Raw genomic sequence first — 14,330 nt, forward strand, 5'->3', positions numbered from 1 at the left:
CGGGGGTACCGCGGTGCGCGTGCGCCGCGGCTTGCAGGCAGAGGCGGGAGCGGACACAACAAGTGCCAGAGCTGGTCGTTCAACTCACCAGAGTGGGCTTTCTCGTGCTGCTCTGGCTCTTTGTGTTCGCTGCATTGCGAGTGGTGCGTTCGGACCTCTACGCCGCCTCCGGCCTGCGGGTCCAGGTGCCCTCGTTTCGGCGCAACAAGGAGAAGAAGCCGCGGGGCAGCAAGTCCCCGCAGCAGCTGCTCGTCACACACGGGGCGCTCGCCGGAACCCGCATCGCGCTCGACGGGCGGCCGATCCTGATCGGCCGCGCGGACGACTCGACGCTGGTGCTCGACGACGACTACGCGTCGACCCGGCACGCCCGGATCGCGCTGCGCGGGGAGGACTGGTACGTGGAAGATCTGGGTTCGACGAACGGGACCTACCTCGACCGGGCTAAGGTCACTGCACCCCTCCGGGTCCCGCTCGGAGTCCCCATCCGGATCGGCAAGACGGTGATCGAGCTCCGCCCATGACTCTCGTCCTCCGCTACGCGGCCCGCAGCGACCGGGGCCTGGTGCGTTCCAACAACCAGGACTCCGTGTACGCCGGCCCGCGTCTTCTCGCGCTCGCCGACGGCATGGGCGGGCACGCCGCAGGTGAGGTGGCCAGCAAGGTCGTCATCGCCTCGCTCGCCCCGCTCGACGACGACGAACCGGGCGACGACCTGCTCGCCCAGCTCCGCGAAGCCGTCCAGAACGGCAACGCGGCGATCGCCGAACTGGTGTCTCAGGACCCGGATCTGGACGGCATGGGCACCACGCTCACCGCCGTCCTGTTCGCGGGCAGCCGGCTGGGCCTGGTGCACGTCGGCGACTCGCGCGCGTACCTGCTGCGCGGCGGCCAGTTCGCCCAGATCACCCGCGACGACAGCTTCGTCAACGAGCTGCTGGAGCAGGGCCGCATCACGCCGGAAGAGGCGGCGGTGCACCCGCAGCGTTCACTGCTGCTCAAGGCGCTTACCGGGCACGAGGTCGAACCGAGCCTCACCGTCCGCGAGGCCCGTCCCGGCGACCGGTACCTGATTTGCTCGGACGGCCTGTCCGGCATGGTCAGCGACGAGACGCTGGCCGAGGCCGTGCAGATCCCGGACCCGCAGGACTGCGCCGACCGGATGATCGAGCTCGCGCTCAAGGGCGGCGGCACCGACAACGTGACGGTGATCATCGCCGACGTGGTCGACGTCGACTTCGGCGACGACGCCCCGATCGTGGGCGGCGCGGCCGGCGACGGCAGCGACGAAATGCATCAAGGCGACTCTCCCGCGGCCCGGGCGCGCGCGCTGACCCAGCCGCCGCCGCAGCCGAGGCCGGAACCGCCGGTCCCGCAAGAGGACCCGAAGGCGAAGCGGCGGAAACGGTTCCGCTGGCTCGTCGGGGCGGTCGTGGTGCTGATCGTGCTGGGCGCCGCCGCGATCGCCACTCGCTACTTCGTGCTCAGCCAGTACTACGTCGGGGAAGGCCCGGATCAGGAGGTCGTGATCTACCGCGGCGTCCCGGGCAGCATTCTCGGCATCGACTTGCACACGCTCGAGCAGGGCTCCTGCCCGCCGGGCCAGCTGTGCACCGACAAGCTGCGCGTCTCCGCGTTGCAGGAGGACGCGCGCATCGCCGTGGAGAACGGCGTGAAGCGCGACAGCCTCGACGACGCACGCAAGTACATCGACGATTTCCTGCGTCTCAAGAAGAAGCTGACGGACTGCAAGCCCGGCACCGGCGGCGTGCTCCAGCCAGGCATTCCTGGCTCTGCCGTGCCGCCCAGCGGCGCGCCTTCGTCGGCGAACCAGTCTGCGGGGAGGGACTGCTCGACGGCGGGTACGCCGCCGACAGGGGGCGGTAACTGATGGGCCAGCCGGTGGCCGACCCGATGTCCGCCCAGTTCGCCACGAATCCGCCGCGCGACCTCCCGACCCGCCGGGGTACGGAGCTCGCGCTGCTGGCGTTCGCGGCCGGCATCGTCACACTGGCGCTGGTCATCGTCGAGGCCAACCAGGAGCAGGAGCTCACCCTCTCCATCCTGTGGCTCGGACTGGCTTACCTCGGCGTGCTCGCCACCACGCACCTCGCGGTGCGCAAGTGGGCCCCGTACGCGGACCCGGTGCTGCTGCCGTGCGTCGCGCTGCTCAACGGGATCGGCCTGGTGATGATCCACCGGCTGGATCTGGCGAAAGCCGAGTCGGCGGCGCAGAACGGCCGGGACTTCTCGCCGGAGATCACCAAGCAGCTGCTGTTCACCGCGGTTTCGCTGGTGCTGTTCGTGGTCGTGCTCGTCGTGATCAACGACCACCGCACGCTGACCCGCTACAGCTACATCTGCGGGTTCGTCGGGCTGGGCGCGCTCGCGCTGCCCGCGGTGCTGCCGGCCAGCCTGTCCGAGGCGGGCGGCGCGAAGGTCTGGCTGAAGCTGCCGGGCTTCTCGATCCAGCCCGGCGAGTTCGCGAAGCTGCTGCTGATGGTGTTCTTCGCGTCGTTCCTGGTGTCCAAACGCGACTTGTTCATGGTCACCGGCCGGAAGTTCCTCGGCGTGGAGCTGCCGCGCGCCCGCGACCTCGGGCCGATCCTGATCGCCGCCGGGGTCGCCATCGGCGTGCTGGTGTTCGAGAAGGACCTCGGCACCTCGCTGCTGTACTTCAGCATCATCCTGGTGATGCTCTACGTCGCGACCGAGCGCGCGATCTGGGTGGTCGTCGGGCTGACCTTCTTCGTCGGCGGCTGCATCATCGCCTACAACCTGTTCGGGCACGTGCAGCAGCGCGTGGAGAACTGGCTCGACCCGCTCGGCCCGCGTTACGACGCGCGCGGCGGCAGCTACCAGCTCGCGCAGGCGCTGTTCGGTCTCGGCACCGGCGGCGTCGGCGGCACCGGCCTCGGGGCCGGCCGGCCGGACATCCCGCCCGCCGCGAGCACTGACTTCATCACCGCCGCGATCGGCGAGGAACTCGGTTTCATCGGGCTGGCCGCGGTGCTGCTGCTGTACATGCTGCTGGCGATGCGCGGGATGCGCAGCGCGCTGGCGGTGCGCGACACGTTCGGCAAACTGCTCGGCGGCGGGCTCGCCTTCACCATCGTGATCCAGATTTTCGTGGTCGTCGGCGGCGTCACCGCGCTCATCCCGGAAACCGGGGTCACCGCGCCGTTCCTGTCCTACGGCGGTTCCTCGCTGCTGGCCAACTACATCCTGGTCGCCTTGATGCTGCGCATTTCCGACGCGGCGCGGCGGCCGTCCACCCGGCCGAAGCCACAGCCGCAACCGCAGGCCCCGCTCGCCGAGGCGCACACCGTGATGGTGCAGCGCCCGCCTGCCGAAGGCGATCCGAACGGGAGGACCGCGTGAACGCGCCGCTGCGCAAGGTCGGCATGGCGATGCTGGTGATGATCGTCCTGCTGCTGGCCAACGCCACCTACATCCAGGTGATCAAGGCCGACACCTACCGCACCGACTCGCGCAACCAGCGGGTCCTCTACGACGAGTACTCGCGTCAGCGCGGCCAGATCGTCGCGCCGGACGGCACCGTGCTGGCCGGCGTCAAGCCGTCGAACGACAAGTTCAAGTTCTTCCGGACCTACGCCAACGGCCCGATGTACGCCCCGGTCACAGGGTACTACTCGATCAACTACGGCGCGGGCGGCCTGGAGCGCACCGAGGACGACGTGCTCAACGGCTCGGACCCGCGGCTGTTCGTGCGCCGGCTCTCGGACATGGTCACCGGCCGCGACCCGCGCGGCGGGAACGTGAAGCTGACCATCGACCCGAAGGTGCAAGAGGCCGCCTACAACCTGATGACCCAGCACGGCTACACCGGCGCGGTGGTCGCGATGGAACCGAAGACCGGCCGGATACTGGCGATGGTGTCCACCCCGTCCTACGACCCGAACCAGCTGGCCACGCACGGCAGCGGCCAGAACAAGGCGTGGGACGGCTTCTCCAAGGATCCGAACAACCCGATGCTGAACCGGGCGATCTCGGAGAACTACCCGCCCGGCTCGACGTTCAAGATCGTCACCGCGACCGCGGCGCTGGAGGCCGGGATCGGCCCGGACACCCAGGTCAGCACCGCACCGAACGTGCAGCTGCCGGGCACCAACACGACGCTGGAGAACTACGCCGGCGAGACCTGCCCTGGCAACACGTTCAAGGACGCGCTGGCGCACTCCTGCAACGTCCCGTTCGCGACCTTCGCGGGCCAGCTCGGCGCGGACAAGATGAAGGCGGCGGCGGCGAACTTCGGCATCGGCCAGACCGATCTGACGGTGCCGATGAAGGTTGTCGGCTCGACGGTCGGCGCGCTCGATTCGCCCGGCGCGCTCTACCAGAGCGGCATCGGCCAGCGCGACGTCCGGCTGACCCCGCTGCAGGACTGCCTGCTCTCGGCCACCGTCGCGAACGGCGGCTACGCGATGAAGCCGCAGCTGATCGAGTCGATCCTGGCCCCGGACCTGTCGACGATCGAGAACGTCGACCCGGAGCAGCTGACCGGCAAGCCCGCGCTGTCGCCGGCGAACGACAAGATCCTCACCGACATGATGATCGCGTCGGAGAGCTTCACCAAGGGCGGCGGCAAGAACGACGCGCTGAAGATCGCGTCGAAGACCGGCACCGCGGAGCACGGCACCGACTCGAAGAACACCCCGCCGCACGCCTGGTACACCGCGTTCGCGCCGTCGGACAACCCGCAGATCGCGGTCGCGGTGATCGTCGAGAACGGCGGCAACCGCGGGCTCGCCGCGACCGGCGGCTCGGTGGCCGCCGAGATCGGCCGCGCCGCCATCGCCGCCCGGCTCGGGGGTGGATAGCCGATGCTGTCCTCGGGTCAGCTGCTGGCCGAACGCTACAAGCTGACGAACCGGATCGCCGTCGGCGGGATGGGCGAGGTCTGGCAGGCGAGCGACACCCGGCTCGACCGGGTCGTCGCCGTCAAGGTGCTGAAGGCGGAGCTGTCCGGCGACGCCGAATTCCTGCACCGGTTCCGCACCGAAGCGCGGATGACCGCGTCGCTGAACCACGCCGGCATCGCCGCGGTGCACGACTACGGCGAGACGGTCGACGAGGACCTCTCCATCGCCTACCTGGTGATGGAGTACGTCGAGGGCGACCCGCTGGCCGGCATCCTCGCCAAGCACGGCCGGCTCACCGCGGACTACACGCTCGACCTGCTGGAGCAGGCCGGCACCGCGCTGCAGGCCGCGCATGAGCAGGGTTTGGTGCACCGCGACGTGAAACCGGGCAACATCCTGGTCACCCCCGCGGGCAAGGTGAAGATCACCGACTTCGGCGTCGCCAAGGCGGTCGACGCGGCCCCGGTCACCCGCAACGGCATGGTGATGGGCACCGCCCACTACATCGCGCCGGAGCAGGCGCTCGGGCACGACGCGGAGCCGGCCAGCGACGTGTACTCGCTCGCGGTCTGCGGGTACGAATGCCTCGCCGGGCACCGGCCGTTCCTGTCCGAGAACGCGGTGACGGTCGCCATGATGCACATCCGCGACGTGCCGCCGCCGTTGCCGCCGGACGTCCCGCCGGGCGCGCGGGCGGTGATCGAGGCGACGCTGGTGAAGGACCCCCGGCAGCGCTACGCGAGCGGCGGCGAGTTCGCCGGCGCGGTCGCCGCGGTGCGGGCCGGCCGTCCGCTGCCCACCCCGCTCGGGCTGGTCAACGCCGCCTACGCGGCGGGCCAGCCGCCGATGCCACCGCCGCCGGCAGTGCCGCAGGCGGCCGCCGGAGCGCCGATCGGCCCCGGCTCGAACCCGGCGTTCCGGCCGCTCACCGGCCCGCCCGGCCCGGTCCCGCCGCGACGGCGAAGCCAGTGGGGCTGGTGGGTGCTGCTCGCCGTGATCGTCGTCGTGGTCCTGGTGGCCGCGGCCTTCCTGATCGCGCGAGTGGCGAACTCCGGCAACGGCGGACCGCCGAGAAGCGTGGACATAGAGAGCACTCCCACATCCGCCACCCCGGCCGATACGAGCGAGGCCCACGGCCTGCAAGGCATGATGACCACACCTTGGACGGAATGGAACGGCACACAGAGATGAGCACACCCAGACTGCTCTCCAATCGGTACGAGCTGGGCGACACGCTCGGCTACGGAGGTATGTCCGAGGTCCACCACGGGCACGACGTGCGTCTGGGCCGGGAAGTCGCGATCAAGGTCCTGCGCGCGGACCTCGCCCGAGATCCGCAGTTCCAGGAGCGGTTCCGGCGCGAAGCGCAGAACGCCGCCGCACTGAACCACCCCGCCATCGTCGCCGTCTACGACACCGGTGAGACCAACACCGACGTCGGACCGCTGCCGTACATCGTCATGGAGTACGTCGAAGGCCGGACGCTGCGCGACATCGTCAAGACCGAGGGTCCGCTGTCGCAGAAGCGCGCGATGGAGGTCATGGCCGACGTCTGCGCCGCGCTCGACTTCTCGCACCGGCACGGCATCGTGCACCGCGACGTGAAGCCGGCGAACGTGATGATCACGAAGAACGGCGCCGTCAAGGTGATGGACTTCGGCATCGCGCGGGCCATGCACGACGGCCAGTCGGCGATGACGCAGACCGCGGCCGTCATCGGCACCGCCCAGTACCTCTCGCCGGAGCAGGCGCGCGGCGAGTCGGTGGACGCCCGGTCGGACGTCTACGCGGCCGGCTGCGTGCTGTACGAACTCATCACCGGCGAGCCGCCGTTCACCGGCGACTCTCCGGTCGCGGTGGCGTACCAGCACGTGCGGGAGGACCCGAAGCCGCCGTCCTCGGTGAACCCGGCGGTGTCGGCGGAGCTGGACGCGGTGGTGCTGAAGGCGCTGGCCAAGGGCCCGGCGAACCGGTACCAGTCGGCCGCCGAGATGCGGTCGGACCTGGTCCGCACGCTGTCCGGGCAGCGGCCGTCCGCGCCGATGGTGATGTCCGAGGACGAGCGCACCCAGGTGATGAACGCCGACCGGCGCCAGCCCCAGCGCTACGAGGAGTACCCCGAGGACCCGGAGGAGGATCCGCGCGCCAAGCGGCGCCGCCGGATCATCTTCGGCGTGATCGCGGCGCTGCTCGTGGCCGGTGTCGTGCTGCTGATCATGTGGCTGCTCGGGTCGTTCCGGGACACCAACAAGCAAGCGCAGATCCCGGCGGTGGTCGGCTCGCCGGTGGCGGTGGCGAAGGACACCCTGCAGGCGGCGGGTTTCTCTTCGTTCGCGCCGAACCAGCCGATCGTGTGCGGTGCGCCGGCGGAGCAGAACCCCGGCGGCTTGACGTGTACTGAGGACCAGATCGGCAAGGTCGTCGCGATCAACCCGGCGGCCGGGCAGACGGTCTCGACCTCGACCACGATCACCCTGTCCGTCGGCAACAGCCCGGCGAAGGCCACCGTGCCGGATCTGAAGGGCAAGTCGCAGGACGAGGCGAAGCAGGCGCTGGATGCCGTCAAGCTCAAGCTCGGCACGGTGACGACGCAGCCGGTGGACAACCAGGCCGACGTCGGCAAGGTCGTGTCGCAGAGCCAGACCGCGAACTCGACGATTTCCGAGGGCAGCACGGTGGACGTCGTGATCGGCGGCAGCCTGTCGCAGAAGGAAGTGCCGAACGTGGTCGGCCAGGACTACACCTCGGCGAAGCAGAAGGTGGAATCGGCCGGGTTCGTCGTGAAGAGGAAGGACCAGTCCTCCGATCAGCCGAAGAACCAGGTGATCGACCAGCAGCCGAACGGCGGCAACCTGCCGCCGGGGAGCACCGTGACGCTGACCGTGTCGTCCGGCCCGGCGCAGATCCAGATGCCGGACCTCACCGGGATGACCGAGGAACAGGCGCTGCAGACCCTGCAGGGCCAGGGCTGGTCGGGCACTGTTCAGACGACGACCACGAACAACGGCAACGGCAAGCCGGGCACCGTCGTCAAGCAGAACCCGACAGCGGGCACGACCATCAGCACGACTCAGGCGATCACGCTGACGATGATGGCGGACAACGGCAGCGGCGGCTCGCCCACTTCGAGCAGCAACGGTGGGATCTTCCCGCCGGGACGCCCCTGATCCGCCCGTGAAAAGGGCCCGTCCGGTTTCGCACCGGGCGGGCCTTTTTCGTAGCGGGTTTCAGGCGCGGTCGAGGAAATCCCGGACGCTGGTGGCGACTTCGTCCACGTCCCGGCCGCCGCACTCGACGTCCAGCTCTTCCACCGCCCCGGACCGCTTCACGGTGAGCGATACCTGCCGTCCGGCGCGCTGGCCGCGCAGCCAGCCGAACAGCGACCGGCAGAAAGTGCCCGCCGACCGGCTGCTGACCATCACCACCAGGCCGCTGTCCGGACCGCCGAGCCGGACCCGGCCGGCCAGTTCGTCCTCGGCGCCCAGCCAGGTCGCCAGCTGCCGCAACTCGTCTTCGGAGCCGTCCACGGTGATCGCGGCGATCCCTGCCGTCACGAATGCTCCCCTCACCGGCCGAACGGACGGCGCGAGGGTAACCGACGCACTACCGGGGGTGGAAGCCCCTTTTCGGCATTTGCTGAATGCACTATGCACAATGCCTTCACGAGCGGCGGGCCGAGACCGCCCCGACCACCGTCGTACTCACCGCGAGCGCGACCACCGACGCGCCCGCTGCCAGCGCCAACGCGCCGCCGTACGGGCTGCCGTTGGTGAGCGCTTCCAGCAGCGGGTGCACCAGCGGGATCCACTTGGCCAGCAGTACCGCGCCCAGCACGAGAACCGCGGCGAGCACTGTCCAGCCGATTCGCGACACGAGCAGACGCGAGCACGGCAGGCCGATCGCGATGCCGACCAGCGCGCACGCCAGGTGCACCGCCAGCCCGGTGCCGATGACTTCGCCGTTCATCTGGCCGCGGTGCGTCGCGGCCCAGGCGACGGTCCCCAACGTGCACACCAACGTGCAGAAGAAGACGGCCAGCACCGCGCCGCCGATGGTGCGCCGGCGGTTTCCGGCGTGGTTGAGCGTGATCAGGCGCTGCACCGGGTCTTCGATGTCCAGCACGGCGATGGTGAACCAGCAGCCGAGCACGAGAACCCCTGCGCCGCTGACGCCATACAGCGGCAGCGACGCCGAAGTCGGGTCTGCGTAAAGGATCGCGCACATCGCGAGGTACGCGAGCGCGGCCGGCAGGTAGCGCTGCGAATGTCCGAGCAGCGCCAGGTAGTAGCGGCTGACGGCTAGCACGGCGCGACCTCCTGGACGGACCAGCCGCCGGACAAAGCACGCAGCAGCACCGCGTCGGCGTGCTTCGCGTCGACGGTCAGGATCACACTGCCCGCTTCGTCCGAGACCGAGTGCACGCCGGGCTCGGCGGACCAGTTGTCGCCGTCCGAGCCAACCGGCAGCAGCGTGATCCGCCTGCGTTCCGGATGCGTTTCCAACGGCGAAATCCGGCCCGATTCCAGGCGATAGACCTCGTCGGCGTGCTCGCGCACCACCGCCGGCCGGTGATCGGTGAACACGACGCTCGCGCCGCGGGCCCGGGTTTCCGCGACCAGTTCGGCGAGCACCGAGTGCGTGCCGACGTCCAGACCGGACCACGGTTCGTCCAGGATCAGCAACTCCGGACTGGGCAGAACCGCTTGCGCCAACCCGACTTTCTGCGCATTGCCCTTGGACAGCGTGCGCAGCTGCGCGTTCGGATCGCCGACCAGCGCCAGCCGCTTCAGCAGCGGATCGATGCCGGACAGATCAGCGAGACCGCCGATCCGCGCGAGGTGGCGCAGGTACGCCCGGGCGCTGAGCCGCTGCCCGCCGGGAAACCGGTCCGGCAAGTAGCCCGTCGCAGGCGTGCCGGTGATCTCGCCGTAGGAGGGCCGCGACACCCCGGCCAGGATCCGCAGCAGCGTCGACTTTCCCGAGCCGTTCGTGCCGAGAATGCCGATCACGGTGCCCGCGGGCACCGTGAAATCGATGTGTGCCAGTACTGGTTCGCCACTGCCGTATCGCTTGCCGACTCCGCCGAGCCGGATCAGCGGGGTCGGCGCGTTCACGCAATCGCGGCCTTCTGCAGCGCGAGGGTGGCCCGCTCCAGATCGTCGACGACGGACGGCGCGACCGGATGGCCGGCCGAGGCCAGCCAGTTCGCGAGCATCCGGTGGCCGCCCTCGGTGAGCACGGATTCGGGGTGGAACTGCACGCCTTCCAGCGGCAGTTCCCGATGCCGCATCCCCATCACGATGCCGCTCTCGGTGGTCCCGGTGACCTCGAAAACCAACGGGTCGATGGTGTCGGCCAGCACGGTGAGCGAGTGGTAGCGGGTGGCGGTGAACTCCTGCGGCAGTCCGGCGAGGATGCCGGCACCGGTGTGGTGCACCTGACTGGTCTTGCCGTGCAGCAGCTCGTCCGCACGGTCGACGGTCGCCCCGAAATGCACGCCGAGTGCCTGGTGGCCGAGGCAGACACCGAGCATCGGGGTGCGAGTTTCAGCACATTTGGCGATGACGTCGATGCTTTGGCCGGCCCGCTCCGGGGTGCCCGGACCAGGCGAAACGAGCACCGCGTCGAACTCCGGGACGCGGTCGAGGTCGACCACGTCGTTGCGCCACACCGTGCAGTCGGCGCCGAGCTGCGCCAGATACTGGACGAGGTTGTAGACGAAGCTGTCGTAGTTGTCGACGACCAGAACTCGCATGCCGCCAGCTTAGCGGCTCCCACCTGCTGGACCGTACGCCAGATCACAGTGAACGTTAGGTACCCCTAACTTACCGTGGACTGGTGAGCCGAACCCTTCGTGTCGCCGTGGTGGGCGCTGGTCCCGCCGGCATTTACGCCGCCGACCTGCTGGACAAGTCCGACGCGCCGGTCGAGATCGACCTGTTCGAGCGGATGCCCGCGCCGTTCGGGCTGATCCGCTACGGCGTCGCGCCCGACCACCCTCGGATCAAGGGGATCGTCACCGCCCTGCACAAGGTGCTGGACAAGCCGAACATCCGGCTGCTCGGCAACGTCGACTACGGCAGCGACCTGAAGCTGGACGAGCTGCGCGAGTTCTACGACGCGGTCATCTTCGCCACCGGAGCGATGGCCGACCGCGCGCTCGACCTTCCTGGCATCGACCTCGAAGGCAGCCATGGCGCCGCCGACTTCGTTTCCTGGTACGACGGCCACCCGGACGTACCGCGCACCTGGCCGCTGAACGCCACATCGGTCGCGGTGCTCGGCGTCGGCAACGTCGCGCTGGACGTGGCGCGGATGCTCGCGAAGACCCCGGACGAGTTGCTGCCGACCGACATCCCGGCGAACGTCTACGAGGGCCTCCAGGCCAGCCCGGTCACCGACGTGCACGTGTTCGGCCGGCGCGGCCCGGCGCAGGCCAAGTTCTCGCCTCTGGAACTGCGCGAACTGGACCACTCGCCGAACGTCGAGGTGATCGTCCACCCGGAGGACATGGAGTTCGACGAGGCGAGCGTCGCCGAACTGCGCTCGTCGAAGCAGACCGACATGGTCGTGAAGACATTGCAGGAGTGGGCAATCCGCGACGAGGGCACTCGGCCGCGCCGGCTGCACCTGCACTTCTTCCACGCGCCGATCGAGGTCCTCGGTGAGGACGGCCAGGTGGTCGGCCTGCGCACCGAGCGCACCGAGTACCGCGACGGGAGTGTCGTCGGCACCGGAGAATTCCACGACTGGGACGTGCAGGCGGTGTACCGCGCGGTCGGCTACCTGTCCTCGCATCTGCCGGAGATCCCGTTCGACCACACCGCGGGCGTCATCCCGAACCGCGGCGGCCGGGTGCTGGACCTGGACGAGAACCAGGTGCCCGGGGTGTACGTCACCGGCTGGATCAAGCGCGGCCCGGTCGGCCTGATCGGCCACACCAAGGGCGACGCCGCGGAGACCGTCGCGAACCTGCTCGCCGACGCGGACACCCTGGCCGCGCCGCGGCATTCGTCGCCGGAGGCGATCCTGGACTTCCTCGCCGAGCGCGGGATTCCGTTCACCACCTGGGAAGGCTGGGGCAAGCTCGACGCGCACGAGAAGACGCTCGGGGTCGCGGAAGGCCGTGAGCGGGTGAAGGTCGTGGAGCGAGAGGAGATGGTGCGGGTCTCGCGCGCCTAGGTTTTGTCCGTGAAGGGCCGTTACGGGATCTGATTCCCGCAACGGCCCTTCACGTTTTCCGGCCTCAGCCGCGCACCGCGGCGAGGCATTCGTCGTAGCGCTCGATGAGGTCGCCCTCGCCGCCGTCCTCGACCCATGCCATCGACGCTGCGTCCAAGCAGGCGAACGCGGTCGCGAGAACCGCGCGGGCGGCGAGTTCAGTCGCCCCCGGCATGCGCGCCTGCACGAGCGGCAGCAGGTCGTCCTGGAAGCGCAGGCGTTTCTCCAGCCAGCCGGCCCGCAGTGACGGGGTGGTGTGCAGCAGACGGAACCGCTCCACCGCCTGGTCCCTGCTGTCGTGCAGGGACTGGACGGCCGCCAGCCCAGCGCGCAATACGGCCCACGCGTCTGCCTCGGCGGGCTGTTCGCTGATCACGGTGGTCAGCACCTGGCGGAACTGCTCCTGGTTGCCGCCGAGCAGATCTTCTTTGGTGCCGAAGTAGCGGAAGAGGGTGCGCTGGGAGACGCCGGCCTCTCGGGCGATCTGAGCGATCGACGTCTCGTCGTAGCCCTGTTCGGTGAACAGCCGCAGGGCGGTGTCGAGGATTTCCCGCGAGGCGAGCTGCCGGGTCCGATCCCACAGCGTGCCGGGTTTGCCTTCCATGCGCTCATGCTACTGCCAAAGGGTCACTCGCATCCTACTTGGCAGTCGCTGCCAAACTGCCGTAAGCTGCCAGAAGGACCTTCGAACCGGCAAAGGAACGCATCATGCCCGCAGCTTTGATCACTGGCGGTACCAGCGGAATCGGCAAAGCGACCGCGGAACTGCTCCATTCCCGCGGCTACCGCGTGCTCGTCACCGGCGTCGACCACCTCGAAGACGCGCCGGACGGCGTCGCCGCGGTGAAGGCCGACGCGCGCTCCCTTCCGGACCTCGACCACGCGATCGACACGGCCCGCCGCCACTTCGGGTCACTCGACCTGCTTTTCCTCAACGCAGGCGTCTCCTGGCCTGGCCCTGCCGAGTCGACCGACGAAGCAGCTTTCGACGCGTTGTTCGACATCAACGTGAAAGGGAACTTCTTCACAGTCCAGAAGGCGTTGCCCCTGCTGAACAACGGTGCGGCAGTGGTGTTCACGGTCGGAGCCGCCGAAGGTCTCGGGGCAGCGATGACCGCGGCCAAGGGTGCGCTGTTGCCGATGATGCGCGCGCTCGCACTGGAACTCGCACCGCGCGGCATCCGGGTCAACGCGGTCAGCCCGGGCGCGGTGAACACTCCGGCCTACCGGAAACTGGGGATCTCCGCCGAGGTGGTCGAATCGTGGGCCGCGGACATCCCGCTCGGCCGGGTCGGCACCCCGGCCGACGTCGCCGAGACGGTGGCTTTCCTCGCGTCCGCCGCGGCCGGCTACGTCACCGGCGAGAACCTCAAGGTGTCCGGTGGCATGGGGGTGCATGCGAGCGTATAGCCGGCTGGGTTTCCGGCAGTGACGCGCGAGTCGGCAGCCGCGGCCGCTCCGAGCCGACGCGCACCCGCCAGCAAAGCCGTCGGCGGACTCGCGATGGCCGCCTTCCTGCCGATCATGGTCCTCGGCGGCGTCCACCTGCCCGACCCGTTGCTGCCCGCGGTGATCCAGAAAATCGGCGCATACCTCCCGCCAGGAACCCAGCCATTGCAGGACGCGTAGGTCGGCAATGGCGTGCAGCCGCCGCAGTTCGTCGCGTTGGCCGCCTTCGCGCTGGGCGGAACGGCCTTGGCGGTGCGGCTGTTCCGGTGGGAGTGATCCACCGAAGTGGTGATGAAACTCGTTTTCTCTTGTGGCCGGGTCCGGCGGCCCGGTAGCCCTGTGGGGAACCGCTGACCATGGAGGTTGTCTTGTCTTTGGACGTATCGCCCGCGCTGCTGGAAAAGGCCGAACGCGGGGAGGTCTCCGACGCTGAGTTCGTCGCCTGCGTACGGGAATCCCTGCCGTACGCGTGGGAGGTCATCACCGGTGTGATCGCCGAGGCGGACACCGCCCCGGACGGCTTCGCGGACAACGAGACGCCCCCGCCGGACGAAACCGCCCGCGGGCAGCTCCTGCGGGCACTGGCCTCGGACGCGATCCGCGGCGGGCTGGAGCGGCACTTCGGCGTGAAGCTGGCCTTCCAGAACTGCCACCGGGTGGCGGTGTTCCGGAAGTCCGAAGTGGACAGTACGCGGTACCAGGCGTTCGTTTCGCCGCGCGGGCAGCTGCTGAACCAGAGCCCGGAACTGCGGGACTGCTAGCACGCGAAAGGGCCGC

General features: G+C 69.4%; 15 protein-coding genes. 10 read left to right on the forward strand and 5 right to left on the reverse strand.

Annotated features, from left to right (window positions below; all coding sequences use genetic code 11):
* The first annotated feature begins 62 nt into the window (after nt 1-62).
* The 6 genes from AMYBE_RS0132295 to pknB are packed head-to-tail and all read left to right on the forward strand — an operon-like array spanning nt 63 to nt 8,050.
* Nucleotides 63-524 (forward strand): FHA domain-containing protein FhaB/FipA, encoded by a 462-nt coding sequence (locus AMYBE_RS0132295; RefSeq protein WP_020663532.1) that lies wholly within the window; start codon nt 63-65, stop codon nt 522-524.
* Entirely contained in the window at nt 521-1,891 is a 1,371-nt protein-coding gene (locus tag AMYBE_RS0132300; RefSeq protein ID WP_020663533.1) for a PP2C family protein-serine/threonine phosphatase, read from the forward strand. Before AMYBE_RS0132295 ends, AMYBE_RS0132300 begins: the two co-directional genes overlap by 4 nt.
* Entirely contained in the window at nt 1,891-3,381 is a 1,491-nt protein-coding gene (locus tag AMYBE_RS0132305; protein ID WP_020663534.1) for an FtsW/RodA/SpoVE family cell cycle protein, read from the forward strand. Before AMYBE_RS0132300 ends, AMYBE_RS0132305 begins: the two co-directional genes overlap by 1 nt.
* Nucleotides 3,378-4,841, forward strand: a complete 1,464-nt coding sequence (locus AMYBE_RS0132310; RefSeq protein ID WP_020663535.1) for a peptidoglycan D,D-transpeptidase FtsI family protein — start codon at nt 3,378-3,380, stop codon at nt 4,839-4,841. The genes AMYBE_RS0132305 and AMYBE_RS0132310 overlap by 4 nt, the downstream gene beginning before the upstream one ends.
* 3 nt (nt 4,842-4,844) lie before the next feature.
* On the forward strand, nt 4,845-6,074 hold the full coding sequence (locus tag AMYBE_RS0132315) for a serine/threonine-protein kinase (RefSeq protein WP_020663536.1): 1,230 nt from the start codon (nt 4,845-4,847) through the stop codon (nt 6,072-6,074).
* On the forward strand, nt 6,071-8,050 hold the full coding sequence (gene pknB / locus AMYBE_RS0132320; RefSeq protein WP_020663537.1) for a Stk1 family PASTA domain-containing Ser/Thr kinase: 1,980 nt from the start codon (nt 6,071-6,073) through the stop codon (nt 8,048-8,050). Before AMYBE_RS0132315 ends, pknB begins: the two co-directional genes overlap by 4 nt.
* Nucleotides 8,051-8,110: 60 nt before the next feature.
* Here pknB and AMYBE_RS0132325 read toward each other — a convergent pair whose 3' ends face one another.
* The 4 genes from AMYBE_RS0132325 to AMYBE_RS0132340 form a co-directional block, all read right to left on the reverse strand.
* Complete coding sequence (locus tag AMYBE_RS0132325; RefSeq protein ID WP_020663538.1) at nt 8,111-8,437, reverse strand: effector-associated constant component EACC1; 327 nt, start codon at nt 8,435-8,437, stop codon at nt 8,111-8,113.
* A gap of 106 nt (nt 8,438-8,543) precedes the next feature.
* Nucleotides 8,544-9,188, reverse strand: coding sequence for a hypothetical protein (locus tag AMYBE_RS0132330; protein ID WP_020663539.1), 645 nt, complete (start codon nt 9,186-9,188; stop codon nt 8,544-8,546).
* Nucleotides 9,182-9,979: an ATP-binding cassette domain-containing protein gene (locus tag AMYBE_RS0132335; protein ID WP_027928233.1), complete on the reverse strand. Its 798-nt coding sequence runs from the start codon at nt 9,977-9,979 to the stop codon at nt 9,182-9,184. The genes AMYBE_RS0132330 and AMYBE_RS0132335 overlap by 7 nt, the downstream gene beginning before the upstream one ends.
* Before the next feature lie 14 nt (nt 9,980-9,993).
* Complete coding sequence (locus AMYBE_RS0132340; protein WP_020663541.1) at nt 9,994-10,638, reverse strand: aminodeoxychorismate/anthranilate synthase component II; 645 nt, start codon at nt 10,636-10,638, stop codon at nt 9,994-9,996.
* A gap of 110 nt (nt 10,639-10,748) precedes the next feature.
* On the opposite strand from AMYBE_RS0132340, the gene AMYBE_RS0132345 reads away from it, so the two are divergent.
* Nucleotides 10,749-12,065: an FAD-dependent oxidoreductase gene (locus AMYBE_RS0132345; protein WP_027928234.1), complete on the forward strand. Its 1,317-nt coding sequence runs from the start codon at nt 10,749-10,751 to the stop codon at nt 12,063-12,065.
* A 64-nt stretch (nt 12,066-12,129) separates the two neighbouring features.
* Here AMYBE_RS0132345 and AMYBE_RS0132350 read toward each other — a convergent pair whose 3' ends face one another.
* Nucleotides 12,130-12,708, reverse strand: a complete 579-nt coding sequence (locus AMYBE_RS0132350) for a TetR/AcrR family transcriptional regulator (RefSeq protein WP_020663543.1) — start codon at nt 12,706-12,708, stop codon at nt 12,130-12,132.
* Between the two features lie 104 nt (nt 12,709-12,812).
* Between AMYBE_RS0132350 and AMYBE_RS0132355 the strand changes: the two genes are divergently transcribed.
* The 3 genes from AMYBE_RS0132355 to AMYBE_RS0132370 all read left to right on the forward strand — a co-directional run bounded on the left by AMYBE_RS0132355 (nt 12,813) and on the right by AMYBE_RS0132370 (nt 14,314).
* Complete coding sequence (locus AMYBE_RS0132355) at nt 12,813-13,514, forward strand: SDR family NAD(P)-dependent oxidoreductase (protein WP_020663544.1); 702 nt, start codon at nt 12,813-12,815, stop codon at nt 13,512-13,514.
* Nucleotides 13,515-13,532: 18 nt separating this feature from the next.
* Entirely contained in the window at nt 13,533-13,733 is a 201-nt protein-coding gene (locus AMYBE_RS45905; protein ID WP_211226882.1) for a hypothetical protein, read from the forward strand.
* 188 nt (nt 13,734-13,921) lie between these two features.
* Entirely contained in the window at nt 13,922-14,314 is a 393-nt protein-coding gene (locus AMYBE_RS0132370; protein ID WP_027928235.1) for an SCO5389 family protein, read from the forward strand.
* Nucleotides 14,315-14,330: the final 16 nt, after the last annotated feature.

Source organism: Amycolatopsis benzoatilytica AK 16/65 (genome assembly GCF_000383915.1).
Taxonomy (GTDB): Bacteria; Actinomycetota; Actinomycetes; order Mycobacteriales; family Pseudonocardiaceae; genus Amycolatopsis; species Amycolatopsis benzoatilytica.